This window comes from Bacillus glycinifermentans (assembly GCF_001042475.2).
Classification (GTDB): domain Bacteria; phylum Bacillota; class Bacilli; order Bacillales; family Bacillaceae; genus Bacillus; species Bacillus glycinifermentans.
This window is the reverse complement of sequence record NZ_LECW02000030.1, coordinates 1-25,452: the sequence shown is the minus strand read 5'-3', so window position 1 is coordinate 25,452 and position 25,452 is coordinate 1. Positions and strand designations below refer to the sequence as shown.

Annotated in this window: 40 protein-coding genes and 1 pseudogene; 1 reads left to right on the top strand and 40 read right to left on the bottom strand. The window is 32.6% G+C overall.

Features of this window, described 5'->3' with window-relative positions:
- Positions 1-21: 21 nt before the first annotated feature.
- The 17 genes and pseudogenes from AB447_RS17110 to AB447_RS17035 form a co-directional block, all read right to left on the bottom strand.
- Positions 22-294: pseudogene (locus AB447_RS17110) on the bottom strand (SLOG family protein); the annotation flags it as partial.
- A 43-nt stretch (positions 295-337) separates the two neighbouring features.
- Positions 338-970, bottom strand: a complete 633-nt coding sequence (locus tag AB447_RS17105; protein WP_048356236.1) for a hypothetical protein — start codon at positions 968-970, stop codon at positions 338-340.
- Positions 971-1,004: 34 nt separating this feature from the next.
- Positions 1,005-1,292, bottom strand: a complete 288-nt coding sequence (locus AB447_RS17100) for a hypothetical protein (RefSeq protein ID WP_048356237.1) — start codon at positions 1,290-1,292, stop codon at positions 1,005-1,007.
- Positions 1,293-1,320: 28 nt separating this feature from the next.
- A complete protein-coding gene (locus AB447_RS17095; RefSeq protein ID WP_048356238.1) occupies positions 1,321-1,578 on the bottom strand; it encodes a hypothetical protein in 258 nt (85 codons plus the stop codon).
- A gap of 744 nt (positions 1,579-2,322) precedes the next feature.
- Positions 2,323-2,595 (bottom strand): YopT family protein, encoded by a 273-nt coding sequence (locus AB447_RS17085; protein ID WP_048356239.1) that lies wholly within the window; start codon positions 2,593-2,595, stop codon positions 2,323-2,325.
- A 387-nt stretch (positions 2,596-2,982) separates the two neighbouring features.
- Entirely contained in the window at positions 2,983-3,987 is a 1,005-nt protein-coding gene (locus AB447_RS17080; protein ID WP_006640565.1) for a phage lytic cycle repressor MrpR family protein, read from the bottom strand.
- Between the two features lie 17 nt (positions 3,988-4,004).
- Positions 4,005-5,381: a DNA sulfur modification protein DndB gene (locus AB447_RS17075; protein WP_048356240.1), complete on the bottom strand. Its 1,377-nt coding sequence runs from the start codon at positions 5,379-5,381 to the stop codon at positions 4,005-4,007.
- Positions 5,382-5,438: 57 nt separating this feature from the next.
- Positions 5,439-6,539 (bottom strand): tyrosine-type recombinase/integrase, encoded by a 1,101-nt coding sequence (locus AB447_RS17070; protein ID WP_006640567.1) that lies wholly within the window; start codon positions 6,537-6,539, stop codon positions 5,439-5,441.
- 62 nt (positions 6,540-6,601) lie between these two features.
- On the bottom strand, positions 6,602-6,904 hold the full coding sequence (locus tag AB447_RS17065; RefSeq protein ID WP_048356241.1) for a hypothetical protein: 303 nt from the start codon (positions 6,902-6,904) through the stop codon (positions 6,602-6,604).
- The gene (locus AB447_RS17060) at positions 6,905-7,111 is read right to left on the bottom strand and encodes a hypothetical protein (RefSeq protein ID WP_048356242.1); all 207 of its coding nucleotides are present in this window, start codon (positions 7,109-7,111) and stop codon (positions 6,905-6,907) included. It abuts the gene before it with no gap.
- A gap of 262 nt (positions 7,112-7,373) precedes the next feature.
- Positions 7,374-7,499, bottom strand: coding sequence for a lysogeny pheromone AimP family peptide (locus AB447_RS25920; RefSeq protein WP_156415996.1), 126 nt, complete (start codon positions 7,497-7,499; stop codon positions 7,374-7,376).
- A gap of 30 nt (positions 7,500-7,529) precedes the next feature.
- Positions 7,530-8,696: an AimR family lysis-lysogeny pheromone receptor gene (locus tag AB447_RS17055; RefSeq protein ID WP_053075444.1), complete on the bottom strand. Its 1,167-nt coding sequence runs from the start codon at positions 8,694-8,696 to the stop codon at positions 7,530-7,532.
- 99 nt (positions 8,697-8,795) lie between these two features.
- Positions 8,796-8,969 (bottom strand): hypothetical protein, encoded by a 174-nt coding sequence (locus tag AB447_RS25915; RefSeq protein WP_156415995.1) that lies wholly within the window; start codon positions 8,967-8,969, stop codon positions 8,796-8,798.
- A gap of 154 nt (positions 8,970-9,123) precedes the next feature.
- The gene (locus AB447_RS17050; RefSeq protein ID WP_048356243.1) at positions 9,124-9,354 is read right to left on the bottom strand and encodes a hypothetical protein; all 231 of its coding nucleotides are present in this window, start codon (positions 9,352-9,354) and stop codon (positions 9,124-9,126) included.
- Between the two features lie 72 nt (positions 9,355-9,426).
- Entirely contained in the window at positions 9,427-9,705 is a 279-nt protein-coding gene (locus AB447_RS17045; RefSeq protein WP_053071233.1) for a recombinase family protein, read from the bottom strand.
- Between the two features lie 21 nt (positions 9,706-9,726).
- Positions 9,727-9,963 carry a hypothetical protein gene (locus tag AB447_RS17040; protein WP_048356244.1) on the bottom strand — a complete coding sequence of 79 codons (237 nt, stop codon included), beginning with the start codon at positions 9,961-9,963 and terminating at the stop codon, positions 9,727-9,729.
- A gap of 312 nt (positions 9,964-10,275) precedes the next feature.
- Complete coding sequence (locus AB447_RS17035; RefSeq protein ID WP_048356245.1) at positions 10,276-10,725, bottom strand: hypothetical protein; 450 nt, start codon at positions 10,723-10,725, stop codon at positions 10,276-10,278.
- A gap of 92 nt (positions 10,726-10,817) precedes the next feature.
- Here AB447_RS17035 and AB447_RS17030 point away from each other — a divergent pair, with 92 nt between their 5' ends.
- On the top strand, positions 10,818-10,997 hold the full coding sequence (locus tag AB447_RS17030; protein WP_048356246.1) for a DUF8096 family protein: 180 nt from the start codon (positions 10,818-10,820) through the stop codon (positions 10,995-10,997).
- Here AB447_RS17030 and AB447_RS17025 read toward each other — a convergent pair.
- The 23 genes from AB447_RS17025 to AB447_RS27295 form a co-directional block, all read right to left on the bottom strand.
- Positions 10,994-12,031 carry a DUF262 domain-containing protein gene (locus tag AB447_RS17025; protein ID WP_006640578.1) on the bottom strand — a complete coding sequence of 346 codons (1,038 nt, stop codon included), beginning with the start codon at positions 12,029-12,031 and terminating at the stop codon, positions 10,994-10,996. The genes AB447_RS17030 and AB447_RS17025 overlap by 4 nt on opposite strands.
- Before the next feature lie 100 nt (positions 12,032-12,131).
- Positions 12,132-12,353, bottom strand: coding sequence for a CAP domain-containing protein (locus AB447_RS17020; RefSeq protein ID WP_006640579.1), 222 nt, complete (start codon positions 12,351-12,353; stop codon positions 12,132-12,134).
- Between the two features lie 27 nt (positions 12,354-12,380).
- Positions 12,381-12,635 carry a hypothetical protein gene (locus AB447_RS17015; protein ID WP_048356247.1) on the bottom strand — a complete coding sequence of 85 codons (255 nt, stop codon included), beginning with the start codon at positions 12,633-12,635 and terminating at the stop codon, positions 12,381-12,383.
- 42 nt (positions 12,636-12,677) lie between these two features.
- On the bottom strand, positions 12,678-12,857 hold the full coding sequence (locus AB447_RS17010) for a hypothetical protein (protein WP_048356248.1): 180 nt from the start codon (positions 12,855-12,857) through the stop codon (positions 12,678-12,680).
- A 30-nt stretch (positions 12,858-12,887) separates the two neighbouring features.
- A complete protein-coding gene (locus AB447_RS17005) occupies positions 12,888-14,129 on the bottom strand; it encodes a hypothetical protein (protein ID WP_006640582.1) in 1,242 nt (413 codons plus the stop codon).
- 48 nt (positions 14,130-14,177) lie between these two features.
- Positions 14,178-14,357, bottom strand: coding sequence for a hypothetical protein (locus AB447_RS17000; RefSeq protein ID WP_048356251.1), 180 nt, complete (start codon positions 14,355-14,357; stop codon positions 14,178-14,180).
- A 23-nt stretch (positions 14,358-14,380) separates the two neighbouring features.
- Complete coding sequence (locus tag AB447_RS16995) at positions 14,381-14,659, bottom strand: hypothetical protein (RefSeq protein WP_048356252.1); 279 nt, start codon at positions 14,657-14,659, stop codon at positions 14,381-14,383.
- A 46-nt stretch (positions 14,660-14,705) separates the two neighbouring features.
- On the bottom strand, positions 14,706-14,924 hold the full coding sequence (locus AB447_RS16990) for a hypothetical protein (RefSeq protein ID WP_009328344.1): 219 nt from the start codon (positions 14,922-14,924) through the stop codon (positions 14,706-14,708).
- A gap of 52 nt (positions 14,925-14,976) precedes the next feature.
- Positions 14,977-15,300, bottom strand: coding sequence for a hypothetical protein (locus AB447_RS16985; RefSeq protein ID WP_048356253.1), 324 nt, complete (start codon positions 15,298-15,300; stop codon positions 14,977-14,979).
- 93 nt (positions 15,301-15,393) lie between these two features.
- Entirely contained in the window at positions 15,394-15,600 is a 207-nt protein-coding gene (locus AB447_RS16980; protein ID WP_006640584.1) for a helix-turn-helix domain-containing protein, read from the bottom strand.
- 326 nt (positions 15,601-15,926) lie between these two features.
- Positions 15,927-16,406, bottom strand: coding sequence for a hypothetical protein (locus tag AB447_RS16975; RefSeq protein ID WP_053075445.1), 480 nt, complete (start codon positions 16,404-16,406; stop codon positions 15,927-15,929).
- Positions 16,407-16,495: 89 nt separating this feature from the next.
- Positions 16,496-16,774: a hypothetical protein gene (locus tag AB447_RS16970; RefSeq protein WP_048356254.1), complete on the bottom strand. Its 279-nt coding sequence runs from the start codon at positions 16,772-16,774 to the stop codon at positions 16,496-16,498.
- A gap of 292 nt (positions 16,775-17,066) precedes the next feature.
- The gene (locus tag AB447_RS16965) at positions 17,067-17,294 is read right to left on the bottom strand and encodes a hypothetical protein (RefSeq protein ID WP_048356380.1); all 228 of its coding nucleotides are present in this window, start codon (positions 17,292-17,294) and stop codon (positions 17,067-17,069) included.
- A 121-nt stretch (positions 17,295-17,415) separates the two neighbouring features.
- A complete protein-coding gene (locus tag AB447_RS16960; RefSeq protein WP_048356381.1) occupies positions 17,416-17,628 on the bottom strand; it encodes a hypothetical protein in 213 nt (70 codons plus the stop codon).
- Between the two features lie 32 nt (positions 17,629-17,660).
- Positions 17,661-18,212 carry a hypothetical protein gene (locus AB447_RS16955; RefSeq protein WP_048356382.1) on the bottom strand — a complete coding sequence of 184 codons (552 nt, stop codon included), beginning with the start codon at positions 18,210-18,212 and terminating at the stop codon, positions 17,661-17,663.
- Positions 18,213-18,232: 20 nt separating this feature from the next.
- Entirely contained in the window at positions 18,233-18,634 is a 402-nt protein-coding gene (locus tag AB447_RS16950) for a hypothetical protein (RefSeq protein WP_241494782.1), read from the bottom strand.
- Between the two features lie 60 nt (positions 18,635-18,694).
- Positions 18,695-18,952: a hypothetical protein gene (locus AB447_RS16945; protein WP_048356383.1), complete on the bottom strand. Its 258-nt coding sequence runs from the start codon at positions 18,950-18,952 to the stop codon at positions 18,695-18,697.
- Between the two features lie 8 nt (positions 18,953-18,960).
- The gene (locus AB447_RS16940) at positions 18,961-19,650 is read right to left on the bottom strand and encodes a hypothetical protein (RefSeq protein ID WP_048356384.1); all 690 of its coding nucleotides are present in this window, start codon (positions 19,648-19,650) and stop codon (positions 18,961-18,963) included.
- Positions 19,651-19,737: 87 nt separating this feature from the next.
- Positions 19,738-21,621 (bottom strand): hypothetical protein, encoded by a 1,884-nt coding sequence (locus AB447_RS16935; RefSeq protein WP_241494781.1) that lies wholly within the window; start codon positions 21,619-21,621, stop codon positions 19,738-19,740.
- A 360-nt stretch (positions 21,622-21,981) separates the two neighbouring features.
- Entirely contained in the window at positions 21,982-23,214 is a 1,233-nt protein-coding gene (locus tag AB447_RS16930; RefSeq protein WP_048356385.1) for a hypothetical protein, read from the bottom strand.
- A gap of 312 nt (positions 23,215-23,526) precedes the next feature.
- Positions 23,527-23,706 (bottom strand): type I TA system toxin YonT, encoded by a 180-nt coding sequence (gene yonT, locus AB447_RS16925; RefSeq protein ID WP_006640598.1) that lies wholly within the window; start codon positions 23,704-23,706, stop codon positions 23,527-23,529.
- Positions 23,707-24,318: 612 nt separating this feature from the next.
- Positions 24,319-24,600: a hypothetical protein gene (locus tag AB447_RS16920; RefSeq protein WP_006640599.1), complete on the bottom strand. Its 282-nt coding sequence runs from the start codon at positions 24,598-24,600 to the stop codon at positions 24,319-24,321.
- Between the two features lie 527 nt (positions 24,601-25,127).
- Positions 25,128-25,256, bottom strand: coding sequence for a hypothetical protein (locus AB447_RS27295; protein ID WP_277620358.1), 129 nt, complete (start codon positions 25,254-25,256; stop codon positions 25,128-25,130).
- Positions 25,257-25,452: the final 196 nt, after the last annotated feature.

Here is a 25,452-nt window from a genome sequence, read left to right as displayed (position 1 = left end):
TCATTAGGGGGCTAAATAGTGATCAGTTCCTAACGCTCCACCAGTTATAAACCTCGACTTCTCTTCTTTTATGATTAACTCCTCAATGACTTCAAGTAGCTTATCTTTGAGTTTAAGCATTGTTGGATTTTTCATATCATAACCACCAAGTTTGTTTGGTCTGTGGCCTGTGAAACATACTGTTTTCTTTCTCAGTGCTTCCTTTTCTTTAAATTCTCGCTCACGTTCCCTTCTTTCATCAGCCCACTGCTTTTTCCATTCTGGATCATTTAGCTTTGCAAAATCAATTGCCATAGTTCAGCTCCTTTCTCTTTAAAACAGTCTTTTTATTTTAATTTTATTCATAAATCTCTAATCGTCCCCAGCAAGATTCCCATTTAAACTTTATTCCTAGAATCTGATTAATGTCATCATGAAACTTATTCATCATTCTAGTCGCAAAGTGTCCTCGCTCGCTTTTCTGTGCAAAATAGCCAGGTTGACCTCCATCTATATATTTCGAATCTTTAACGCAAGTCATAAACTCATCTTGGTAAGCGTGTCTAAGTTCATGATACAGTGTTTCGAGAATAAAGAGCTTTATAGTCTGTTTGTAGTACGTTATATCTTTTGGATAATTGAATGGATAAATGTGAATAATCCCAAACCCATTTAAACCAACCAGTTGTTTTCTAAAGATACTTCTGATGGTTTTTAAGCAAAAAGGTGCTCCAAGTGGGTTCAAAAAATTAAGTAATGCTTGAATTTTATTTTGAAACACAGATATTCTAATCCCTAAGTTATGATAATCGTTATGCAACAGTTGTATACACTTCTCAATCTCTTTTGCACTTATTACAGATGATTTATTCTCTATCAAATTACTTTTTAGGTCTTGCCCCGTTATCAATCGAAAATGTTCTTGATATAACTTTGCTAGATCATCCTCTAAATACATCTTTACTGAGGCATTAGTTTTTTCAGCAATCACTGATCTCCTCCTGTATTTAATTGAAACTTCAATTTTATTTGATTTCACGCTCATGTATTGTAAAGAGGACAAATGGACAATCATTAAAGTATGAACCCCTTTCAGGTTCTTGCACTTTAGTCATCTGATAAAGTTCTTTAAACCTCTTTACCTCCTCATCGTTACGCAATTTAAGTTCAAAGAGAGGCATCCCTACAACGCTCACTCTTGTGTTTCCAGACCACCCCTCTTGTTCCAGTCGCTTGATTGTTTCCCACATCTCGTCCAAGGAATTATGAAACACTTCTATAACCATCTTTTTGGTTTGTTTTTTAACAAACATCCTAACCATCCTTTTAATTATTTTGAAACTAATTCTTCATCCACGACTTTATGTTTTCTTTGAGCAGGACAACAACCACTACAACCCCCAACAAAGTCATGGCCGCGATAAAAGCCTTTTTGTTTTCCAGGAAAAACTCTGCCACATCCGCTTTCATCAGATCTAGTTCTTTTTGTGCCTCCCTTACCAGATCTCTTTCAAAGATTTGATCTACAAAAACCATCTTTACTCCTGCCAGGAATCCAGTGGCTAACCAAATGAGCAAGGCGATTCCTAATCCGAACAATCAATCACCTCTTTTTAATTTGTTTAAAATACATCTTTTATTTAAAACAATGTTTCAATTACACTTTTAATTAGTGTTTGACTTCTTCATTACCACAAAATATTCGAATCGACTTGAATATGTACGTTTATTGCAGTTATGTAGTACTGTTTCTACACATCTTTTTGAAATACGTTGAGCGCACTCCCATCCTACTGCCTCTTTTTCTCTAATTCTTTTTAATAAGCTAATTTTATTGTAATCTTTCATAAAAATTTTCGTCGGGTATGCTGCAATCATTCTCTTCCCTCTCCTCAATGAGTTCATTCAGTATGTATGTTGCTTCCTGGGCGTTTTCGATAACAAAATGCAAGTCCCCGATTGCCCGTCTGAAATCCCCTTGTTTCATGTCATGTAGTGCTCTACTGTGTGAATCAAGTATCTTCTTCATCTTTTGAAAAACAATCTCTATCTTTAACACCACCCTTATTATACTTTTAATTTGTTTATATTGTATTATACAGAAAATGTTTAGTCAATAGGGATTTGAAAAGTCATTAAATTTATTTACTTTCATCCATCCCTATTGACATTGACTGTCATCTGATTTTGAAGATGAACTCGTTGATTTCATTTCTTAACTTCACTATATCTTCAGTGGTAATCGTTAATTTCAAATTGCTCTCGGTTTGACTTTTGCTCTTCAATTTGATTTCAATGTTATCTAAGGCAATATCAATTGATATATCCATTTCAGTTGTCCTTTTAAATTTTAATCATTTGATTCAATGCTGCATCTGTATCCTCTATATAGCCGTCTTCCCATTCTTCTGTGTCTTCAACTTCATACTCAAGGTTACAGATATCAAACTCTTCAGCTTCCCCGTCTATATTTATAAAAACAATTTTGTAAGCCTCTTGCAATTTCTCAAGTAAAAATTCAGCTTTGTTTTTTGAAGATTTCACAGAGTCTGCTGAATTCTCAATGAAAGTGTCAATCTGTAGCAAGCAATTGTTTAGATATTTTTGTTGTGCCATTATCATTTCCCCTATATAATGAATTTCTGGAATAGAACGCTTGTTCTGTTTTGTTCGTGAGTTTATTATACCTCTTTTTGCTAAACATTTCTAGAGGTATTTTTATATCCTCAAATCACTAGGCTAAAAGACCTTATTTATAATATTCTGAAAGTATATCCTAAATAAAAAGGACTTATGACTCATTATACTCACCAACATCTCTTTGTTCCGTATGACTATGTTACTATATGTCAATTCTTAAGAGAATAGCTATTTTTGTCTCATTATGTCGAATAGACTCATTTGAATGGATTTCTCCGATAAATCTACTCAAAATTTTATTGAATTTTCAAATCTGATTTTTAGTAAAATAAAAAAGCACCCCTACTCTGGGCGCTCATTTCATTAACGCATTTTAATGCCGTCTTTAATTCCAAGTTCTTTAGCGTAATACTTTTTAATCTCTTCTTCATTTACATACTGTTTGATGCTATAAATTTTTTTAGATAAGTCATCATACCGTTCACTTCTTTTGTTGATGATCTGCTCATAATCCTTTTTCTCTAATTTACCCTTTTCCTTATATATTTTATAGCCTTCATACAAAACACCAGATCTATTTATCCTTGTCGGATTTAAGAAAGGGTAATCATTAACTTCTGGGGCCAATACAGTCCTCATCGTATAAACAACAACATTAAAAGAAGATCTCTCTAAGTCTTTTTGGGTACTTGTTTTTTTATTCCGAATAACATATTCATTATCCGCTAATGTAAACATACTCCCTTTTGATGATTCTGAAGCTCCATTCTTGTTATGATATTTATTTTCATCTGCTGAAAGAATGCATTCATTTAGACATTTATCGCTGACCTTGATTTCCCTTGAGCCATATTTATCATCATGCACAGTTAAGATGTTTCCGTTTTCTTTGGCTTTTAGAACATCGGCTTTTTTTAAATTACGTATTTCACTACATCTATGCCCCTGAACTCCATCAAACAGCAGCATAAACATAGCTCTATCCCTATGATTAACTAAAGTGTCAATAATCCCTTCAAATTCATTAGCAGTAATATAAAGTTTTTTTCCTTCGTCAATACAATTTTTAACATCTTCAATTGTCAGATCTCTAGACAAGTTTGTAGTGCCTTTAGTTATTTTTTGATAAATCGCCCAATCAATATACTTTGTAATGTGTGACCAGCAGCTCAATAAAGATGAAGTTGTAGATCTATTCAAGAGTGTCAAATAATCAAGGATTTCATTAGAGTTAAAATCATAAAGATCTTTCTTTAAAAATTTTTCAACCTCTGCTCCTCTTCTAAATATAGAAAGGATTTGAGGCACCTCTTTCTCATTGACTATTTCTAAAAATTTATTCTTTATATCCTCATTATATAATTTCATTATAAGCACCTCTAAACTTAGACATCTAACTTGGAAAAGTAATCAATCACATGTTTTAAGCCGTACCTAAACTGAACATGCTTTTTATTATTTAATACTTTTAGACTTTTCCATAGATCGTTATCCATGGAAAAATCCACATTCAAAAGTGCCTTATCGATTTCCTCGGCAGATTTTGACTCCTGTTTCATTTTTACTCCTAATGCTAAAATGCCTATTATAACAGGAGACGCGGTGATTAGACTTCTTCTCTCTTTGCCAAATGAATGATTTGTAAAATCATCAATATATGAATAAAAAACAGTGTTGAACACTTCTGTAAGATACATGCCCAACTTTCTTGCCTCAGCTAAATTATCCACTTTGTAATTTAAAGCATTGAGAACCATTTTTAATCCTGAAACAAACCTTTGGAATGTAATGACGAATTTTTCATTTCTAAAAATTTCATCACTATTTACTTTAATGTACTCACCTATATCACTGTTATCTCTAATAAAATTAATAATAGTTGACAGATAATCATTCTCACTCATTTCTGCAACTTTAGATTTTGCTACAGGGTTGATGGTGTTTTGTTGTCCAAAATGTTTTCTCGCTTTTTTCATTGTGTAGTTATACAAATCAACTTTCAAATAAAAATCGTTAACGCTTGGATTCCTTCTGAATGCTCTATTTATACCGTTCAATCTGTGCCATCCATCAATCACATCTAATTGCGTCCCTTTAGTGACAGTTAATTTTCTATCTTCCGGATCAAATAACAGTTCAATTCCCTCTTCTGAGCTGCCTAATAAGGCATTGAAAGTCAATACTGATTTATTTAAATCATTTTGTTCCACTAATTTTGCAATTGCTTCAACGGAAGCCTCAACAAGATCGGGAACTGGTATTTCATCTTCAATCTCTTCGATATAAAGTGTTTTATCTGTTCTCTGAGCTTTTGGATTATAGCGCAATAACTGTGATTCATATAGTTTATGCAGTTCACTTGCCTTAACAAGAAAAATAAAATTATCTTCTGAAACCTTTGTTACATCTGTGAATGTATAAGGAAATGAAACCTCTTCACTCTCATAACCCTCCCAATTTAATTCCATCTCCTTAATGCGGTTAGGGGGAAAATAATTTTCCGGTGAAATTGTTTCATCTCTTGTTAAAGTATACAAATTTTTTGCAAGAAAATATTTTTCAATTGTTGTAAAAACAGCATTTGGATTACTCAATTGTTTAAAAAGCTCCTGCGTTTTACCAGGCTGGAATTTATCTTTAGCCATCAAATTTCTAAAAGAAATCATTAATTTATTATCGTGTTGTATTTTTAATTTAATATCAAGTAGCCCATCCATTAATTTTTTATCTGCTTCCGCATCAAAAATGATTGGAGAATTCATTACATCACCTCATTTAATCTAAATTAAATGTAGCAGATCGCCTTTTTTTAATCAAGATTATAATGGTTTAACCGCGAAAAAATGTAATGCCTTTCTTAAAGTTTGTTTATCACACTGCTCAAAAAAACGTAAAAATTCTTCTTTTGTAATGTCTTTCAAAATTGATACATCTAATTCTTCATCCATTATAATACCTGCAGTCTGTGAAATGTCTTTATTATCATTTAAATAACGTAGTGTTGTGTCGAATCTGCTGTGGTCTGCTTGCTTCATTGCAGCTCTATAATCTTTCCCTGTCGCCTCAAATACTTCAGTTATTCCCACACCCCTAAATGAATGAGGCACTATACCTTTTTCTTCTGGTATTCCAAGTCTTTTTAATGCACGCTTTAGAGATTCTCTAAAAGCGTCTTCAGAAAGTCCTTCAAACACTCTGTCAGTGTCTTTTGTTTCTTCGCTCCTTAATGCAAGTAACTGTTCATAGAACACTCTGTGTATACCTGTAGTACGCAATTTCGCCCCCTTGTCAATGACAGTGACTCTAAACCAATCTGGGTTTTCAGCAGAAACCTCAAAATCACACCATCTAACGTACAGGGCAGCCGATATTCTGAAAGATGATCTAAGCAAAAAACCTCCGAACAATTTTTTTAAAAGTGGTTTTTGCTTTTCATAAATGAACATATTTTCACAGATCATCTCTGCTTGAATTTGGGAAGTGTTTGCCCTAGTTCTCTTTATTTCAGGACTTCTTTTAATTTTATAGAAAGCATCATCGTCTACAAATTCAGGATATAGTCTCTTGAGCTCCGAGTGAAGCGATTTCAATGCCGCGATCTTTCGATTAATTGTTGTGTTAGCTAATCCCTTTTGTGCAAGATGGTGTTTAAATGCCAAAACATCTGACCTTTTAAAAGACAGATGCTCCTCTTTTAAAAATTCAATTTCAGTTTTACAATAAAATCTAAAGAACTGCTTTATATCACCTAAATAATTTATTGCTGTGTTAGATTGAAGTCCATACTTGGATTTTTTCTTTTGTTTTCTGTCAAATCCCTTAACATTCCCGGCCAAGCTTTCGGTGTCTTTCTCTCTTAAATAGGTTAAAATATCATTAAAGACCGAGTATTCCCGGATAGGCTTAACTTCAGCACCCATTATCCGTGATCCCCCTTTTTATAAGCTATATTATGTATTCAATTTATACTTTTAATTTGTGTTTATTTAGATAAAAAAACTCCAAATTCGTATAATGCGTCTTCTTTTATGTCTAATAAAAATTTTAGAGCTTCTTTATTTTTTTCTTTCTTTTCAAATAGATCACTACAAGTTATTCTAATTATTTTAATCGTTTCGTTTATTTGCTTAAAAAATTCATCTATTCTTAATTTCGCCTTAAACAACTCCATTGAGCTGCGGGATCGTAATAATTGATGTCTAATATGTATCCTTTCGTCTTGAAACTTCTTTACAATTTCTTCGTAATCATTATCTACTTTTAATTTGTCTTTTGTTTTTCTCATTTATTTTTCCCCTATTTGTGCACTCAGCAGCGCCATATAACCTTTTGTGAGTTCTTTTCTAATATTTTTTCTCTTTTCTTTATCTAGCTGCTCTTGTTTATGTTCAACATCAAAAATCCATTTTTCTCCGTACTTTCTCAATTTATTTTCATATGCTTGTTTAAAGTACTCAATTGTGTTATTACTTTGTTTGCCGCATGGAATCATATTCTAACCCCTCTCTAACTAAACTATTTATTAATATATTATCATTTTAATTGATATAGTAAGCTTTGTAAACCCTTTTAGATTATTTTTCCACGGCAAATAGCACATTCTTTTTGGCTCTTTTTGAATGTGCTGCATGATTTATGATTTTACTGAAATGGAGAATTTGAATTTTAATGAAAATTCTAAGAAAATGGAAAAGACGCTTGACTAAAGTGTCAAACGTCCAGTTATGTACTCAATAATCCACTTTTAATTTACATTAAGCTCCTCGTGGAAATCCTGCAATATAATATCCACCTTCAGCTTGATGTGTTGATTCTGCAACCGCAACACCAGTAATTAATAATGCTGCCACAACTGCAATACCAAATAGCCACTTCTTCATATATTATCACCTCCTTTCAAGTTCAGATGATTATATTGTTAAAACATCTAAGATAGCCTTGTCTAAACCTAATTTTTCTAATTCAATAATGGGCAAAGTAGCCGAAAATTTATCCCCACTGATCTTAAAGTGCTTGATTGATCTCAAAAAATGAGTTTGAGAGTTACCAATTAAACCTTTTAAATAAAAATGTATCCCCAATTCATAATCATCATGATTTAATTTTTCAATTTGCTCTAGCATTCTTTTAGCCTCATCAATGTTTCCTTTTCTAATAAGATAGTGAATAACTTCTTGCTTATCCATAATTTCATTGGACTCTATGTTCAAATATTGGTTTTCTTTATTCCACACGTTTTCTAGAAAACAAAGGCTTCTCTTTATTTGCTGTTCATAAAAATCATTTCCTTTAGCAATTTCCATACCCTTTAAAAAGATTTCCTTAGCAGAAGAGTAATCACTAAACATTAAAGTGGTTCCATATGTAAGGTAGGAGAAAAAAATGATTCTTTTAACATTTGAATTGTTTATGCCATACTTGGCATACTCCCTAGCTTTTTTCAAATCATTACTGCCAAAACAACAGTTTGCCAACAAAAGCATATACCTGCTTTTGTACGAATAATAAACATAATTTTGTGTTGTAATTCTATTTAAAATTACATCTTCGCTCATCACCATCAACCTAGTGAATTGATTTAATGATAATGCGGCGTACATAGGGATTAACCTTGAATAAACCTTCATTTCAGGTGATTTAGGATTAATTTCTCCTAGAATCCTTATACACTCTTCGATGCTTATCTTTCCGCAGTCGAGTTCTCTTTGGAGAGAGTATACCTTTCCCCATTCCTTACTGATTGCATTTTTAGCAACTCTTAAGTTCTCGATATGAGTATCTAAAGCATCGTATAGCTGATTGACACTCAAATACTCTAATCCTTGTCTTGCAGCAGACTTATTAGGATCTAAAGTCAATATGTATTCACTCATTAATTCAAATTCATTATCAGGGGAAACCCTTTGAACAACATCTATTAAGCCCTGGATGTTATCCATTTCTTTTTTCTCGTTAAAAATAAATTGATGAAACCCAGATGAATTAGAATATCCAGCTATTTTAGCGAGTTCTTTTTCGAGTCCTCGCTCTTCCTCACATTTGTTCTTTAATAACCTTTTTAACTCCAATTCTTTCACCACGTTTCCCCTATTAATATATATTCATAATATCATGGCACACATTAATAGTCAATCGTTACTTTTAATTTGTTTATAAATTTTAAAATGCACAGGAGCTTACTCTCCCCTGTGCATCACAGGCCATATAATATCTTCAACTTTCTTGTTTAATTCTGCTTTTGTTTTGTCGTCTAAGTTGCTGTAAAGCTCCCGCATCAGTTGCCTTTGATTAATAACCATATCCACAAGCTCTTCTTTTTTTCTTTTCATTAAATTCGTTTTGGTAAACAACCACTCATCTTCGTATCCAATGAACTCAAGCAGAACATTTTCTAGAACTTGAATTCTTTTTTCTAACTCTGTTACTCTGCTGAGTTTGCCCCTGCTCTATACCCTCTCTTATATTCTTTCTTTTACTCTGTTTTCCAGATCTCGTGTCCATCCTTCAGTCATAAATATTCTCTCCAATTATGTCATTTAAGTGCTCTTTAAGAAACCTCTCAAATTCTTCGTCATTAAGCTCATCGAGACCCGTTTCTTTTTTTATAATAGTCTGCTGACTAATGTATTCGATCTTTAAAGTCTCAATAAGCTGCAGAAAGCTTTTGTCGTGCTGCTGCTCCCATATTTGAGTAATCAACCCTGCTATTCTGTTAATACGCTCATCGTCTCTCATAGAGCACCTCTACATCCCCTTAAAACAATTATTTTATTTGAAAATCCTCAACCATATCATCTTCTTCTGTCCTTATTTAACCAATACTTTTATTTCCGCGCCTTTTGCTCTAATCTTTTCTAAGATTGATTTCATTTCCTTTTCATCTCTTGAGAGACGATCCAGACTCAATAAATATACTGTATCCCCACTCTTTAAATCAGTGATTAATTCATTGAGTGCTTGTTGTTCATGTCTTCCGGGAACATCGTAATAGACCTTTTCGGCGCCTGCTTTATTGAGTTCATCAATATGTTTAAGTAGCATAGGTTTCTGTATCTCCATGCTCATTCGAGTGTATCCATAAATCATAATTTGTTCCCCCTCATCGTTTTAAATCTTTGTCACCGTTTCTTCTATTTCTAGCCCAGAGTTTAAGCAATGAACTGTTTCTGTAATTGCAGTAACACCCTCAATAGATTTCATATACAACTCAGTGAGTTCTCTAATTTTCGTCATAGTCTCATCCTGATTTCTAATATTCAGTTCCATTTGACACAAGACGCTATTGTCTTGATCTTTCAGTGTAACATTAAACCTTTCTAATTCAGCTTTCAGATTTTTAACCATTTGATTCCTCTTCCTTTAATCAATAATACAAACACAATCTATGTATTCTCATTATTAACATTATACAACATAGGAAAGGATTAGTGCCCAAAATGTGCGAGAGATAATACAAACACTGTTAGTCCTAGACTTAAAACACCAATAAAGATCAAATTGTCTTTCCAATTTTCAATAGTCAATCTTAATCACCCCCCATGTAATTATTTTTAATTTGTTTTAATTCGATTAAATTGGCCGTAATCATTGTCGGCTGCTGTTATGTCTGATTTGTGTTTTGTTTATACTTTTAATTAGGATTTAAACGGTAATGCTTTATTCTTCATCGATGTAATCGTACCAAGAATATCCGAAAGGATCATAGCCGTGAACATTTAATTTTACACCAGCTTTTTCAAAATCATCTATTGTCCAAACAGGTTTATCTTTTAATAAATTGTTCAATTTATCAAGCATATCTCCATTATAGTCGCCGCGAAAGCGTAGTTCATTGATTAGCTTTACATTGTCCGCTTTTTTGATAATAATTGCTGTTTCAGTTTGAAAAACTCTTCCGGTGCCACTTTCAATATCTTCTTCCTCAAGGTCATACCCTGAAACATTCACAAACACTACAGCATTTTCGTCTTCATGCAATTCAAAAAAGTAGCTAAAATCATTGTTTTTTAATTTGTTTGCTTCCATCAATCCCTCGATGTCTTCAATCCTTTTATCACTGTTAAGCTCATTCCATTCGATGTCAATTTTGACTTTGGGCAGTTTCATTTTGTCTCCTCATTTCTTTAAAATAGGTCTGTATTTGAGTATCAAGGTTTGTTATTCTTATAAAGTTGATTTTATTATGAAGGTGATTTTTCATGGAGAAAGAGTTTGAAACAAAGGGCTATGATACTTCAATTGTCTATGACTACAAAGAGTATCCAGATGCTCATCATGGACGTTGCGATAATTGTAACAATACCTTGTTTAAAAGCTCGGTTAAAGACGGCATATTCTTGCGTGAATGTCGCCGCTGCGGGATGAAGAAGAGCATTTAAACGCTCTTCTTTAGATTCTTTTCAAAACTGCTCATCATGTAGTCTCTTCGTCCAAGAACCTTTACTTTAGCAGTGGAACCATGTCCACAGTATTTTTTATAACCAGTATCTATTGGAAAATCTGGATTAAGCTGATCATTCATCTCCGTAAACAGCCATTCTGCAAAATGTCTTGCTGTAACATTATTTTCTAATGCAAATATCGCTGTATAAATGATCATAGGAAGATGAGCCTTTCTTAGTATCCTTGTTAATTCCTTAGAAAAAACAAATTTTTGTTTAGCTATATCTAAAACCTCTATTAAATAATCTATTGCTTCCGAAATTTTTTGAAGACAATCTACTCTATCTTCACGTCTAATCACTTCAGAGTAATTCAAAACATCCCTAGAATTTAATTTGTTCCAGTCATTTTCATAAAACAGCATATGAGTCTGTATGATAACTGCCTCATCTTCATGTCGATCAATGGCTTTAGGAGTCAATTTTGTTTGTTCGAAGAATTTCTTTTTAGCAATTTCTTTGAGCGTTTTTGAAAGATCCTTCCCTAATACCCCTCTGATTTTTTGTGAATTAGTCATGGGAGACCCATTGTTTAATTTTCTTATTACTCGCTCAATATCTTCATATGTAGCATTTTCTAAGATGTAGACATTTAGCTTTTCATTAAGAATTTTGTTTTGAGCAGCCTCATCTAGTTGGCTGAAGTCTTTATTTGAGAGCTCAATATTCATATTATATAAATCCATTTTGGCATTTGGAGTGTTCGGGTGACATTTGTATTCATTATCTATGTAAGAAAAGACACTTGTTAGTCTTTGGCTCCCATCAATGATATAGATTATTCCATCCTTCTGTACTGCGTACATATCAGGAATAGGATCATCACAAACAAAAGAATGTATCAGTTCTGATTGTTTAAACAAGTTCCATTGCCCAGGCTTTCTTTGAATTGGGTAATCAAATGAAAGATTCCCGCTCTCGAACATTCTCTTCAATTCGTTAGGGCTTAAATCTGTTCTTACTTTTCTCATCCCCATCACTCCCCTGTTATTGTAATATTTAGATTATATCACAAATATTAGGGTGTTGTACCGGGCATAAGTTTTTATAAAATGCTTCTTTTATTTAAAGTTACTTAACGGGAAACATGTAGCTAACATAAACGTCAATATCCCCATTCTTAAATACTGCAACTTTATCAACATCAGGCTCAATTTTGTTTATAATCTCTTTAGCATCCTTATTTTTCTTCGGTGTATTTGCAGTAACAATCCAATTCCAGTAATTCCATTCAGAAATACATGCCTTGATCTCTTCAGGGATTCTATGTCCGACTGTATAAGCCTTAATCATCTATTTTCTCACCTCGATTTTCACGGTCTACTCTTCTATTTTCAACAATCGTTTACCGTTCTTAATTTGTTCTATTTCTAAATTTGTAAGTTGAGGAGGCTTCCCCCTTCCACATTTCGCGCATCTTCTCCTTACCGCATTGTATTCGCCAATTATGTCTTGTTTTGGAGGAGCATAATGTCCACATTCATAAACTTCCATGGGTATTGAAATACTGTCAGGTGAAAATTCAACCTGTATTGTTCCTATTATTTCCCTTAACGGATTTCGATTAACTCTCATAGTTAACACCCTTTAAAATTGCATTTTATCGCAATCATTATTTCAAATGATATCCTTAATCTCATCAACAGATAAGCAAATAAATCCTTCATCACTGGTGCACAAATCATAGCGTCCAGTTACACTTAAGTTTTCTTCGATTTCTTCTTTTGATTCTAAATTCAAGCCTAGTTCAGGATCATTCAACAGCTCTCGTCCATTTTTTAAAATGATTTTTAACATGATTTCACCTTTTCCATTAAAATCGTAATTTTATATAAACTCTAACAATACAGTTGTAAAAATACCGATCAATGATGCAATGAGTGATAAAGTTGCTATTAGTATAACTAAATTTTCCTTCTGAATAGAATAAGCCATTTTAATATGATCAAAGCATTCCTCATAGATAGTATTATATTTCTTTGTATATTGCCCATTTTCAAAACTAATTGAATCTTCTTCTTCCCCCCCATAAAAAGGTGTCCAGTTTTCTAATAATTCTTTAGAATCGCGATAGCCCTGATGTAGTTTATTATCATTTAATGAACGTATTTTGTTAATCAACCATTTATAATCGTTTAGGGAGACCCTCTTTTTTGAACCTGAAAAATATTTGTTAATCCTTGAGTCAATTTCAAAACTTTCTATTTTTTCGAATAGAAAATAATAAAAATCCATCCTATAATTAGAAAGTAGTTGCAAAAAATTCATTGCTGAATATGCACCAGAAAAGTACAAATTCATTTTTAATCCTTCTTCGCTCGTTAAATCAACAACCAGATATTTATTTTCAATTTCATAAGTTCTACAGAGAAAGACATCGTTAAAATACTCGTTTTTAAAATGTTCTTGAGGAACATAAACTGCGTTATATTGTGGCAAAATATATTCGCTTCCAAAATTCAATCTAAACGTATTTAATAGCTTTGCTTGCAGGGCTGCATCTCTAACCTTAGAAATAGAATTATAAATCAAGGAATAATGCTCTGATCTAATTATTTTATCAATATCGTAACATCCAAAAAACTTTTTCTTGTAAAGCAGCTCTTTATTTTCTTTTATGAAATCAATCCAGAGCTCATGAGTCATAGATTTTTTAAATGAGATTCTAAATTCAACTACTGCTTGATTATTATTTATTTGTGTAAAACCTGCTTCCACATCATCTATAAATAAATCATCTAAAAAAGTTACTTTGCATAACGACCGCGTACTAGAACGATCGTATTGGATATTCAAATACATTAAATTCTTATATTTTTTAGGAATTAATGAAAGTTCAATTCTGTATTTTTTATTATTTAAATTATGTATTCCCTTTATTAAATTGTTCAATTGTTTATTATTAAAAACATCAAAAAATGTAACTTCCCAAACACCTATATTATAGTTAGATAAAAGCTCTTCTTTATGAGTATTAATGAATTCTAAATAGCTTTCATTACGCTCTATGGTTTCAAGAAATTTATTAATAAATTTTTCTCGGTATTTATGTATCTCTCTTTTTCGCAAAAAGCATCACCCTTATTCCAATTACTATTACTATATAAAAGACTGGTTTTATTCAATCTCTTCGCAATAATCTTTAGCGTATTCAGAATCAGTATCGCATACAGCTTTATCACCTTTCATCAAGGTCAATTCTCCTTTCCAAGGCTTTACGGTTAATACATCCCCTGATGTGGCACCTGTTTCCCATCCTTCCGGAATATCCTTGATCACTCTATATTTCTGCTCCATAAATACTCCCCCGCTTCCTTCTTCTAAAAATATTTCTTACCTTTGTTGCTTTCCTTGATCTTATGTAGCAGCTCATTCATTTCTTTAGCATCGTCTTCAGGAAGCAAATCAGACTCTAAAAGAAATCGATTTGCTTCCTCCACAACATGTGCAGACATCTCTATACACTCTGCATGAAGTTTGGCCAATTCGCGTAGTTCTTCGTTTGTAATTGACTCATCAGGCAGTTTAGACAGCAGCTCTTTCAATCTCTGGACATGTGCGGAAAAAATTAACGTTCTAACTGATGGGCTGTTATCCATTTGATTTGTCACCTTTACTTATTTTTTATGGATTGAACAAAACAGTTCAATCCACTTTGCTTTCAACAAACCGCGATGCCATTTCCTTGTAAATAACCTGACTAATCATGTGAAGTTGAGTAATATTTAAATTAAACGACTCATACAGATTTCTGACTTTCCCCTGCCCCAAGACTCTAGATTTTCCCCATTCCTCAATTTCATTAAAGCAGTCGATTAGAAAGGCATCTGTTTGCTCTTTCAAATGTTGTTCTAAGTTATTCATTTCCCTCAACCCTTTTCCTTGTTTTTTAATTTATTTAAAAGTATGATTTCATTCAGATATTCGGCAGCTCTTCAACGAACTTAACAAATTCATCTACGCTATCAAAAATATGATATTTTTCTAAACCATTAGCAAAGCACCATTGAGGAGTTTCAAAATCATCTCGAATCTCAACAACGAATTCAATACCTGTACAATCGAAGTCCTCTTCCTCTTCCTCTTCTAACGGTTCATAAAACTTGTCAATGAACCCTTTTACAATCCCAGGATCACTATATGTAACTGTATAAAATGTAAGTCCTTGATCTTCATATGTCTTTAAAGCAAATCCTTTACGTTTCAATAAATTCAATACATCTTCTCTTGATTTCACCATATTTCATCCCCCATTAAATTATTTTTAATTCGTTTAACCTCATAACTCAATTATATTACGGCTATTTAAAATAGTCAATAATAAAATAGAAATTTATTCATCTTTTTCAAATTTTATTAAATCTCCTGGTTCACAGTTGAAATGCTTACAAAGCTTATCAAGCAATTCCCGTGGGTATCGTTCCATGTCATCGTTGTACATTTTTCTAACGGTTTCTTTCCCATGATTTATTTCGGCACTTAATCGAGAAATTGAAATACCTGCCTCATCTGCAATAGCCTTCAAATTTGATCTAATCATTTTTCTCACCTCTTATACAACTTTACTTTGACTATTTAAAAACGTCAATCAAAATTTTCCTATTTAAGAAAATGCCCGCGATTTTTCAAGTTGGCTGTTATATCGTTTCCGCAAAAATTGCCCGCAACTTTTTACCGCTGCTGTTATACTGTTTTAATTTTTTTAGTGAGCTATGTAGTATCTTAAAAAATCCATTTGTGTATCAAAATTTTGCCCGCAAAAAAGGATAAGAGCTGTTATACGCTTTATAAAGGGTATCCCTTTTTGGTTGCTTTAAACTCTTTTTAAAATGGTGTTTTTATTTAAATCATTCTTAAATATTAGGTTTACCAATCTATATCCCTACTTTGATCTCCAATTGGATCATAAATTACTTGGATATCAGTATATTCTTTATGATTTCCTCTTGGATATTTCACCAAAATTATATCCCCTTCTTCTGGGACAAAATCAACGTCAAACCTCCAAAATTTAAAACTCTGTTCCTCTTCATTTTTTATAGGTGTGGTTTTATAACCATAAACTTCTGCTTCACTTCTATCTAGGGCATCTCCTCCATACACGTATTCTTTTGCACCATTTCTTTCGCTTATTTCTCTTGTGTCAAGACGATAGGCGTAAACATCATATTCATCTGTTTCGTCCTTTGGTTCATTTGAGTTTAAATCCACAACCGGATTCGGTTGGATGATCTTATCTTGATTATAGGTCTCCTCACTATTTGTTTGATTATAGTGTTTATAAATAATAAATGTAGCAATTGTAATAATTAAAATTGAACTAGTTAGAATTAATTTTCTTTTCATAAATACCCCCCTAATCAACTCAACATTATAGCATAATATTCCATCATATTATTCCTTTAAAACTGCTGTTTTATTTCAACCAAGTTTATTTATTTTCTTGAGCTCGGCCGCCAACTCTCTAAAGTCCACGCTCCGTATTTAGTATCACCGTTGCCACAATAAACGTTTACGCAAGTTTCCTCTCCCTCTGAATAGTAACCTTCCCCATCAACAAATACAAAATATTTTATGTACATTGATTTTAGAAAGATATATGTCAATTTCTGATTTCTATTTCTTCTACTTCTTACAGCTTCGATAATCATATTTTCTTGTTCTAACTCTTCTTTTAATTTGAGATAATCCAGTGTACATTTATTTGTTTTCATTTTGCTCTCTCCATTCAGTTTAAAATTGTTGTTTTATTCAGAACTCAACTTAGTCAACTTTTAGCATCTTCTTTTTCATTAACCTCAACCTTTTTAGGAAGTTTTGCATTAATCAATCCTTCAAAATCCTCTAATTGAACCACTAATGGAAAATAACCGAAAAGCTTAGTCATTTACACAAGTTGTAATAACACCTTCGTACTCAACTTTGTCACCTTTTTTTAACATGTTTTTCTCTCCATTCTGTTTAAAATATGCATTTTATTCTCTAATTTTGGTACGTGTTTATTTCCTAATCATCAAACCTAAAGCTTATGCCACCACCGCAATGAATCAGATAATACCCTTTATGGCGATTAATCCTAACCATCGGTAAATCGCTTAAAATCTTTTTCGTTCTTTCTTCATTAACCTTTATAGGTTGTGCTACTGCTTTCTTTTTAATCTTCCACGTACGTGGCGTAAGGACTTCATCTGTGTTTTTCCAACCTTCCTCAGTTAATATCCAAATTGTAGACATATTTTCAAACTCCTAACACGAATTATTTTTGTTGCAACCTCCCCAATAAGGGGAATGCTGGCGGCTTAATGCCTGTTTAATGTTGCCGCCACGACTGTTATACGATGTCTGTTATATCCTTTTAATTTGTTTTATTTTGATTTAATAAGCTTTTTTGTGTCATTACCCAGTCACCGATTTTTTCAACCACTTCACAGAAATCATTATCAAATGGATAATCATCACAAAGATTACTATCTGTTATGCTGTCGGCTTGCTCCCAAAATTCCCGGATTTCATATGCTGAATTTTTGAATTGTATTAATGCGTTTAATAATTTTTCGTTGTGTGTCATTGTTAAATCCTTCCCATCTATGTAAAATATCTTTACTCGCAATATTCTTCCGTTACACTGATTTCAAAAGAACTGTTATCACTCTCGACACTACTAGTATGTAAACCTTTCATAAACTCGTAAATTTCATAAGAATCGTTATTTTGAGAAGTGTACCATTCTTCTATATGTTTGTCCCTTATTGCAACAGCTCTTTCGTTTGCTTTATGTCGATCATAGAACACACCTTCAATACCCCATGTGTGCCCTCCTCTCCCTCTGTCACGAATATGTAAAGTATAGACGACAAACACCCTGTTAGGTTCTTCGGCTTCTTCCCATTTCCTTCCGGAGAACTCCTCCCATTCTGCTATCTGTTGCGGAGTAGGATACGGGATTAGCTTATATTCGTACTCGTCTTGTACAAAGTCTATTTTTTGATCTTCCGTGTACTCTTTAAATTCCTTTTTAAATTTATCGGCTTCCTCGTCAGTCCAATCATAAGTAAGGAAATCTTGTACTAGGTCGTTGAAAATTCCGTCTAGTGTATTATGGTGTGAAAAGTCTCCCGTCTGAAGATCTTTAATGATATACTGTTTTGTCATTTTAACCGCTCCTTTCTTTTTCAATTAACATATGTTTCAAATTCATCTGCTAAGCTAGCATTAAAAAATCTTACACCGTCAATAAAATAGTGCACTCTATTTTCAAACTCTTTTACGTCCCCTAAATCACTTCTTTCTTTAGCTAAGTTTAGCCAATTTAATTCCTCATTGAATTGCTTTCTTATTTCATCATCGGATAGAATGACATCTCGTTCATAATCTCTAACGGGCTGGTTAGTTTCATCGTTTTTAACTCCAAACGCTTGTCTAATTATTGCGATTTGTATCATTACCCTCAAACTCTGCTCTCTTGTTCGTAAAACTTGCGTATCTAAATCAATTACTTTTTCCATTAACTTTTTATTTCTCATTTTCTCCCCCTCTTTGTTTTTTTCTTTTAATTTGTTTATAGTGTTTTTCAATAACGCTTTCTCTTATGATTTTATTATACTACGACTATTTTAAATAGTCAATACATATTTTTAATTTATTTTTAATTTGTCTTTGATTTCTCTTAAACATTCTAGAATTAAGGAAAATTTATCATCAGGAAACATTTCATACCCTACAGCATTAACTTTAATCAACTCGTATAAGGATTCTTTATAATGTTCTTTAAGCTCTTGGGTTTGCCTTTGTTTATTCATGATATCAATTTCAAATTGATCAGGATTTAAACCGTATTTGCTTGATGGATCGCCTACACGCTTGCTATACATGAAACCCGCTCTTTTTCTCATTATTCTTACTACCTTGTAATATAAACAACTGGTTTTAAATTAGTTGAGCTTGAAGCATCTGTTATAAAACGAGCGTCAAATGCTCCGTATCTGCTTTGTTTTACAATCAAGTCCGCTGTCTCGCTTACTACTTCTGTAGCTCTCGGATCAATGTCATGCCACCCTCTATATACAATTAATGTATTAACAGGTGTAAATACTTCCTTATAATCAGTGCGTTTACGTTTCACTCTGTGAGTAAGAAAAAGGCTGTATTTATATTGTGCATAAGGTTCTACTGACACATTTTTGACAACTGTTTGCGTAACACTTGGAAAACCAAAGTCATCATATTCGAGCATTGTTACCTTCTCGTCTTTTAAAAGTTCAAGTTGCCTAGCCGCTTCGGTGAATGTTTTTTCGTCTTCACGATACATAAATGATTCTAAAAGGTCAGCAACACAGTTCCCCGGATACATTCCTTTGAAATCGTAAATCATCATAGGAAATTTATATTTTTTATCAAAGTCTTTTTCGATTTCCGTTTGTTCAAGCATTTCAAAGAATGTTTGTTTCACCTTCTTTTGCTGCTCCTCTGTCATATCCCCATAAACGCAATGATCAACACTAAAGACAGCTTCAGCAAAGCAATCTAAGATAATATCTTCAAAAAAGTCTACTAGGCTCATTTCTTGCCCTTTGTATGTATAAGTTTTCATCTTTTTATTCTCCTCCTTATTTATTTTTCCTTATGGCTTTATTATAAATCAGCTATTTTAAATAGTCAATATATATTTTTAATTCGTTTATGATATTTTTGTATTGGATTGATTTATTAAATAGGTCGCGTATTTCTTAGCATCGTTTAATGTTTCTGTTGTTAGCATTGTATGGACTTCATTTCCTTTATAAAAAATCCTAAAAACCCCACATGTCTTGCAGATAAACCAATCCCCGTGAGTGTAAACCCGCTTTTTTTCTAGATTATTCATAAAAGTAAATTCTTTATTTTCTGCTTTAAACTCAATAACATTATTAATCTTCAAAACCAGTTTTTTGATTTTTTCTTTCTTTGTATGTCTAATTCTGTCCTTTGCTTCGGATAGTTTTCTTTTAAATTCCTCCGGAATTCCCGTAAACTCAAGCATTACGGCGTTTTCTCTGTCTACTAGCTTATTATATCTATTCATATTACGCCCAGCACGTCCAGTTACCGCCCAGGAAGGGTTATTTCCCCTTAAAGTTAAATACTTCACGTACAGATCATAATAACGCTTTTTGAACCGCTGCAAGTCCTTTTTAAGATGGTATATAATGCTTTGATTATCAGTTGTTTTAATTAGCTTTTTAACTTCATCATTCCAAGAATTAAACAGGTTTTGTATTTCCTTTGTGTGATCTCTTTTAGTTGTTCTAAAAATCCAATGTGCATCATGTTCGCGATCTTGTATTGTTTGATCAATGACATATGTTTCAACATCATCAATATCTATTTCAGGATATTCAAAGGCGTTTTCTTGGCTTTCAAGATCATTCGAGCTTAGTTTTTTAGCAAGTGAAATTGTACTGTCTGACTGTTTAGCATACCAACACTTAGAATAACGTGACCACCGGAACCCGACCGCTTTCATCTGCTCCCGTATCTCTTCGGATGGTTTAGAGCTGAAACGGATTTCAACACCGTTTTTCTCTTCGTTAAGTGTATATGTAACTGTTTCTTGTTCTGTTGTTTCTTGCACGTTTTCATTTGCCGCTTTGTTTGTTGTTTCGACTGATTCACCTGTTAAAAGGTTTTCTTTTTGGGCTGTGTCTCTTTTTGCCTTTACATATACAGTCTTTTCCGTGACCTCTTCCACCTCTTTCAACTCTGCAAAGTGAAAGCACCCTTTTTCAAAAAGTCTTTTGAAATTAGATTCGGAAAAGTACATAGTGTTTGCTGGATTGCTTGAACCCGTAAGCTCTTTATTTAATTTTTTATTCATTCTTACGAAAGATACAGACAATTTACCGTTAAACATTTGTTTTCTAGTTAATTTATAAACATATCCTTGTTGTACACCATATGTCAAAGGCTTATCAATTACAAGGTATGTCTGTCCCTCTTGAGCTTCTTCAATAGTCAGATCAATTGATACAGGTTTGACAACTTTTTTGATAACTTGTTTTTTGACTGGAATTAGTTTTGATTGTTCATTGATTTTGTTTTCTAAACCGTCGATGAATTTCACAAGTTTAGCTTGTGATTCTTCTTTATTATTCCAATCAAAGAAAGAAAAAGCGCGGTTACCTTTAGCAATGATTTCCCCATCTTTTTCGATATGCCAATTTGTTCGGCTTGGGTTGGCATGTTTAAAGACTGGATACTGAGAGACAACAACTGTTTCCATTTCTTCTTTTTGTCTCATTTTTTCAATGATTTTTCTGGACGTTTCTTTTTCATTTTCACTTGCTGCACTATCATTAATTGTTGCTTGAAGTTTTGCAATTTTAGCATGATCAATAGTATAACCCTTTTTTGTTACCTTTTTGCCTGACATACTTAGATCGTGTTTATAAATATCAATCAGAATTATGTACCCGTCTTTTTCTGCAATACCATCCCATGATGCAGGATCAAAATAGTCAGTCATTGGATCACTGTTGTCCGGTTTATATCCGAATACATTCCAACCCCTTTTTTTTAAGTTCACACATGATTTCAACTTTTGCCGTTCTTTTATCATAATAAGATAATGCCATTATAAATATCTCCTTTTAATTTGTTCATCCGATCTACCATTATATTATCATGACTATTTTAGATAGTCAATAATTATTTATGTATTATTTTTAATTTATTTATGTATTAGTCTGTGAAGGGTTTGGGATGGTGCAGACCAAAACATTTAAGGCAGCGAAGCTGTTTTAAATGTTTGTCAGCATCCCAAGGTTTTCATTTGTTTATTCTTTTAATTTATATACATCCTTTGTTTTACGAGACAAGCCTAAAAACCCCTTGTGTATCAAGCTTTTTAAAAATGGTTTATTGCTTTTTTTTTCATATCCTTCTTTTAAATTTTGTTTTCAAGCCAGCTTTTTAACAATCCCCTCATTCTTGCAGATGGAACATATATATTTATTGTTCCTCCGTTTCGTATAGCTGATCTCCAAATCCATTGAATCATCTCAGATAACGCATAGATATCTTGGTTAATTAATATTCCTTTTGATCTGAAATAATCGTCAATAGCTGGATTGACAAATCTGTTTATTGAATAGACTAATGTCTTTTTGTGGCTATATTCATTTGTTGCCTTTGTATTGCAAGGTAAAAAGCCTTTTGTGTATCCCTTCCCGCTCAATTTGCTTTTATGTGTTTTGAATGTTGTCCAAAGATTATCTTTTGATTTTGATTTAATAATATTTTGATAATAATTTAAGATATTATTTTTAAGTCTTTTATGTAGTGCTGAACGTCTTTCAAACCAGTTTTTAGATAATGCATATTTGTCATCACCTATTTTGTTTAATTGCCCTTCATATATCTTTATTTTGTCTTTTAGATCCGCTTTTATTTTCTTATCATTGTCTTTATTATAGTTAATTAGTTTATATTCATTCCCATCGTTAATTACTGTGTATAGACTGTATTGAATATTATTCAGATCATAATAATATTTTTGTATTTGGGCATCAAACAAATAAGTTAAATTATATACCTGTTTAAACTGTTTAAAGATATCGGCTGGAAATTGCCAAAAAAGAACGCTGTCGTTATGTAAAATTAAATTTCTGCTCAATGCTAATTGTTTAAGGTTTTGAAATTCTCCTTTGTATTCCCTGTTTAACTTTTCTTCATGTTCTGCATTCCAAACAATTTGACCGTTATTATTTATAATCCATTTGTTTTTAAACAGCATATCTAAATCATCTTTTGATATGTTTAATTTTTTTACAACCTCCATAGCTTCATCTAGGATTAGTGTATAGTTACCAGAATAAATAAGTTCTTTTGTTGTTTCATTAGCCATGCTAAATAATGCGTGTGTTGTTACAATATCTCTGTTTTCTGCTAAATATTTGTGAAGTGAATCAAGTTTATATACTGTTTCCCCTTCCTCGCTGTGAACTTTAGGTTCATAAAATTTTCTATTCGTACATGATTTCTTTATTCTTGCCACCTCATCAAGATAAGGCGTAATAAAAATAAAGTGTTCATCTTCTGAAGAATTATTCATCATATTAATTACATACGTTGTTTTGCCGCTTCCCATTATTGAATCAATTACTTTAACTTTTGTCATTCACTATCTCCTTTTAATTTATGTTATGTATTGATGAGCGATTACCTTCACTCATCTTTTTTGATTACGCTTGATTCCAAAGTAAACAAACCATGAAACCACAATAAGGACAAGCGTAACAATAAACACCGTATAAATAATGATCTGTGTTGTGCTGCTGAAGTATTGTTTATTGAACAAGAATAGAACAAAGCAAACAATAAACAATAAATGTGTTAGCCATAATGGATTACGCTTCATGTTTTATCATGTGCTTGATTGTGTTATACTGTAGGTGTAGCTAAGGGAGAAGTCTCCCCTAGCCTTGCTGTATTATTGGCGTGTACGTCTGCGATGCCTTGCCCGGATTCGCTTATGTATACGCCTTTTCTTTTGCTGTTTTTGGCGTTCCTTTCTTATCGCTGTCAGCTTCTCAATGATCGTTAAGATATTAAGTGTTAACGTTGATAAAGAAAGGACGGTAGCCAATACAACACCTACCTTATCAAGCACATTTTCCCCTCCTTTCTATATATTAATTTTATCACGACTCCTTTAAATAGTCAATCATTATTTTTAATTTGTTTATAATTTTTAGGATGATAGATAAAGAGTGTTTACGTTCGATATAACAAGGATTAAAGTTGATGAGTGTATTTGGGTTAGGATTTGATTGTAACGTCTGTATGAGGCTGTAAAGGTGGTTAGAATAGAAATAAAAAAGACCCAGTTATAAAACTGAGTCGTGTTTTATTTCTATTTTTAATTTGTTTTTGTCATTTTATGAATCCCTTTCTTGTTTCGTTCCTTTACTAGACCTTTCAGTCTTCGTGTTGCTTTGATTTCCTGGCATTCACCTTTTGCAACTGACAGCCTATACTTTGCCCATTGTTTAGTTGAATCATCTAAGCCCCAACAGAAACGCAAAAGAGTCATAACGTTTAGATCGTTATTATATTCAGCATGGGCAAACTCTTTAAACCATTTACCGGATTGGATAAGTCTTAACGAACGCTTGCGAGATTTTTCGCGAATGATTCAAAATTATCCTCCTTCCTCTAAACATATTATATATTCAATGAGTATGAAATAAAAGAGAAAAATTTAAAGGGCCATATCCCTTTTTTAAAAGATCCTATACATTGCTTTCTCATCATCGTTTTCAATGTGATTTTTCCACTTGGAAAGGAATTTATCTACTTTGTTGATGTGTTTTGAAGGCACATTCGTATGTCCCTCAATCGCAAGGTCGCGCTCAGATAAAACCTTAAACATTACACTAGAAATCGTTTTGCTTTCAAGGTTATCAAGTTCGGGCGCGAATTCATCTAAATGCAGCCCCCACGCTTCATTTAAACATTTCTCGAATTTTTCATTTTGACCCATAAATTTGATCGCTTTTGCCATTTTTCATTTCCCCTTTCGGTTATATATGTATCGATTAACTATATTTAAATTGTATCACGACTATTAAAGATAGTCAATATATATCATGTAATTATTTTTAATTTGTTTACAGTTAATGAAATGAAGTTGATTATTATGATTTAGGTGGATTGAATAAGTGTAAGAATGGGATGAATAATATAGTACAAGTGTGTTAAAAAGAAAATAAGTCTTCGGCTCGCGGCTTGCTGTTATTCTCACGATTATAAATAAAAAAGAAATGTTTCAGGGTTATTGTGAACATTAATAAAATTTTTTGAAAAATATTCACACAAACTATTGACTTTTCATTAATATGTGCTCTCAGTTAATTCCTGAATAACGGTTCAATAAATCCAGTTATAACAGTCCTTATAACCGTAAATGGATTCCATATATTAGGTTATAGAGGGGGTATATAAACATCCAAATTGCGTCAAATGGGGTTATATTCGCCCCTAGCACTTCCATTTCCACACCAAGACCATTTTTTCGATTTCAGCCAAAATTCAATCGTAATCGCTATCGTAAAATTCGTTAATATCAACACATTTCACACTCTCCCCTCCCTCTAAAACACTCTCTATCTTACCCAAATAATTCTCAATCGCTTCTCCTCCAAATGTTTTACGATTCACCCTCCCTCTTCCCCAATTAAAAAACACAAAAATCCCATGTCATCATTGTCTTTTCCTTCTTCCTCTCTCCTACTTACGATAGCATCATAATTCATTACAAATAATTCAACGATAAACATTGATTCAAAATCACTATCCAATCCTTGGGTGAAAAGTTACAATATCTTTAGTGGTGATTTCTATTTAGCCCCCTAAT

Excerpts from the sequence above, each read along its gene's own strand:
- AB447_RS17025 (WP_006640578.1), bottom strand. The coding sequence starts at position 12,031 with ATGAGAAAAGTAAGAACAGATTTAAGCCCTAACGAATTGAAGAGAATG.
- AB447_RS16940 (WP_048356384.1), bottom strand. The coding sequence starts at position 19,650 with ATGAAAACTTATACATACAAAGGGCAAGAAATGAGCCTAGTAGACTTT.
- AB447_RS16945 (WP_048356383.1), bottom strand. The coding sequence starts at position 18,952 with ATGAGAAAAAGAGCGGGTTTCATGTATAGCAAGCGTGTAGGCGATCCA.
- AB447_RS17050 (WP_048356243.1), bottom strand. The coding sequence starts at position 9,354 with ATGAGAGACGATGAGCGTATTAACAGAATAGCAGGGTTGATTACTCAA.
- AB447_RS16965 (WP_048356380.1), bottom strand. The coding sequence starts at position 17,294 with ATGTCTACAATTTGGATATTAACTGAGGAAGGTTGGAAAAACACAGAT.
- AB447_RS16975 (WP_053075445.1), bottom strand. The coding sequence starts at position 16,406 with ATGAAAAGAAAATTAATTCTAACTAGTTCAATTTTAATTATTACAATT.
- AB447_RS17065 (WP_048356241.1), bottom strand. The coding sequence starts at position 6,904 with ATGAGAAAAACAAAAGACAAATTAAAAGTAGATAATGATTACGAAGAA.
- AB447_RS25920 (WP_156415996.1), bottom strand. The coding sequence starts at position 7,499 with ATGAAGAAGTGGCTATTTGGTATTGCAGTTGTGGCAGCATTATTAATT.
- AB447_RS16955 (WP_048356382.1), bottom strand. The coding sequence starts at position 18,212 with ATGACAAAACAGTATATCATTAAAGATCTTCAGACGGGAGACTTTTCA.
- AB447_RS16930 (WP_048356385.1), bottom strand. The coding sequence starts at position 23,214 with ATGACAAAAGTTAAAGTAATTGATTCAATAATGGGAAGCGGCAAAACA.
- AB447_RS16920 (WP_006640599.1), bottom strand. The coding sequence starts at position 24,600 with ATGGCAAAAGCGATCAAATTTATGGGTCAAAATGAAAAATTCGAGAAA.
- AB447_RS16995 (WP_048356252.1), bottom strand. The coding sequence starts at position 14,659 with ATGGATAACAGCCCATCAGTTAGAACGTTAATTTTTTCCGCACATGTC.
- AB447_RS17060 (WP_048356242.1), bottom strand. The coding sequence starts at position 7,111 with ATGATTCCATGCGGCAAACAAAGTAATAACACAATTGAGTACTTTAAA.
- AB447_RS17035 (WP_048356245.1), bottom strand. The coding sequence starts at position 10,725 with ATGAAACTGCCCAAAGTCAAAATTGACATCGAATGGAATGAGCTTAAC.
- AB447_RS17030 (WP_048356246.1), top strand. The coding sequence starts at position 10,818 with ATGGAGAAAGAGTTTGAAACAAAGGGCTATGATACTTCAATTGTCTAT.
- AB447_RS17040 (WP_048356244.1), bottom strand. The coding sequence starts at position 9,963 with ATGGTTAAAAATCTGAAAGCTGAATTAGAAAGGTTTAATGTTACACTG.
- AB447_RS17015 (WP_048356247.1), bottom strand. The coding sequence starts at position 12,635 with ATGAGAGTTAATCGAAATCCGTTAAGGGAAATAATAGGAACAATACAG.
- AB447_RS17045 (WP_053071233.1), bottom strand. The coding sequence starts at position 9,705 with ATGATTTATGGATACACTCGAATGAGCATGGAGATACAGAAACCTATG.
- AB447_RS17070 (WP_006640567.1), bottom strand. The coding sequence starts at position 6,539 with ATGGGTGCTGAAGTTAAGCCTATCCGGGAATACTCGGTCTTTAATGAT.
- AB447_RS16985 (WP_048356253.1), bottom strand. The coding sequence starts at position 15,300 with ATGGTGAAATCAAGAGAAGATGTATTGAATTTATTGAAACGTAAAGGA.
- AB447_RS17085 (WP_048356239.1), bottom strand. The coding sequence starts at position 2,595 with ATGGCACAACAAAAATATCTAAACAATTGCTTGCTACAGATTGACACT.
- AB447_RS17080 (WP_006640565.1), bottom strand. The coding sequence starts at position 3,987 with ATGAAATTATATAATGAGGATATAAAGAATAAATTTTTAGAAATAGTC.
- AB447_RS17010 (WP_048356248.1), bottom strand. The coding sequence starts at position 12,857 with ATGTTAAAAATCATTTTAAAAAATGGACGAGAGCTGTTGAATGATCCT.
- AB447_RS16990 (WP_009328344.1), bottom strand. The coding sequence starts at position 14,924 with ATGAATAACTTAGAACAACATTTGAAAGAGCAAACAGATGCCTTTCTA.
- AB447_RS16980 (WP_006640584.1), bottom strand. The coding sequence starts at position 15,600 with ATGATTAGATCAAATTTGAAGGCTATTGCAGATGAGGCAGGTATTTCA.
- AB447_RS17000 (WP_048356251.1), bottom strand. The coding sequence starts at position 14,357 with ATGGAGCAGAAATATAGAGTGATCAAGGATATTCCGGAAGGATGGGAA.
- AB447_RS17075 (WP_048356240.1), bottom strand. The coding sequence starts at position 5,381 with ATGAATTCTCCAATCATTTTTGATGCGGAAGCAGATAAAAAATTAATG.
- AB447_RS17020 (WP_006640579.1), bottom strand. The coding sequence starts at position 12,353 with ATGATTAAGGCTTATACAGTCGGACATAGAATCCCTGAAGAGATCAAG.
- AB447_RS16970 (WP_048356254.1), bottom strand. The coding sequence starts at position 16,774 with ATGAAAACAAATAAATGTACACTGGATTATCTCAAATTAAAAGAAGAG.
- AB447_RS17100 (WP_048356237.1), bottom strand. The coding sequence starts at position 1,292 with ATGTTTGTTAAAAAACAAACCAAAAAGATGGTTATAGAAGTGTTTCAT.
- AB447_RS16960 (WP_048356381.1), bottom strand. The coding sequence starts at position 17,628 with ATGACACACAACGAAAAATTATTAAACGCATTAATACAATTCAAAAAT.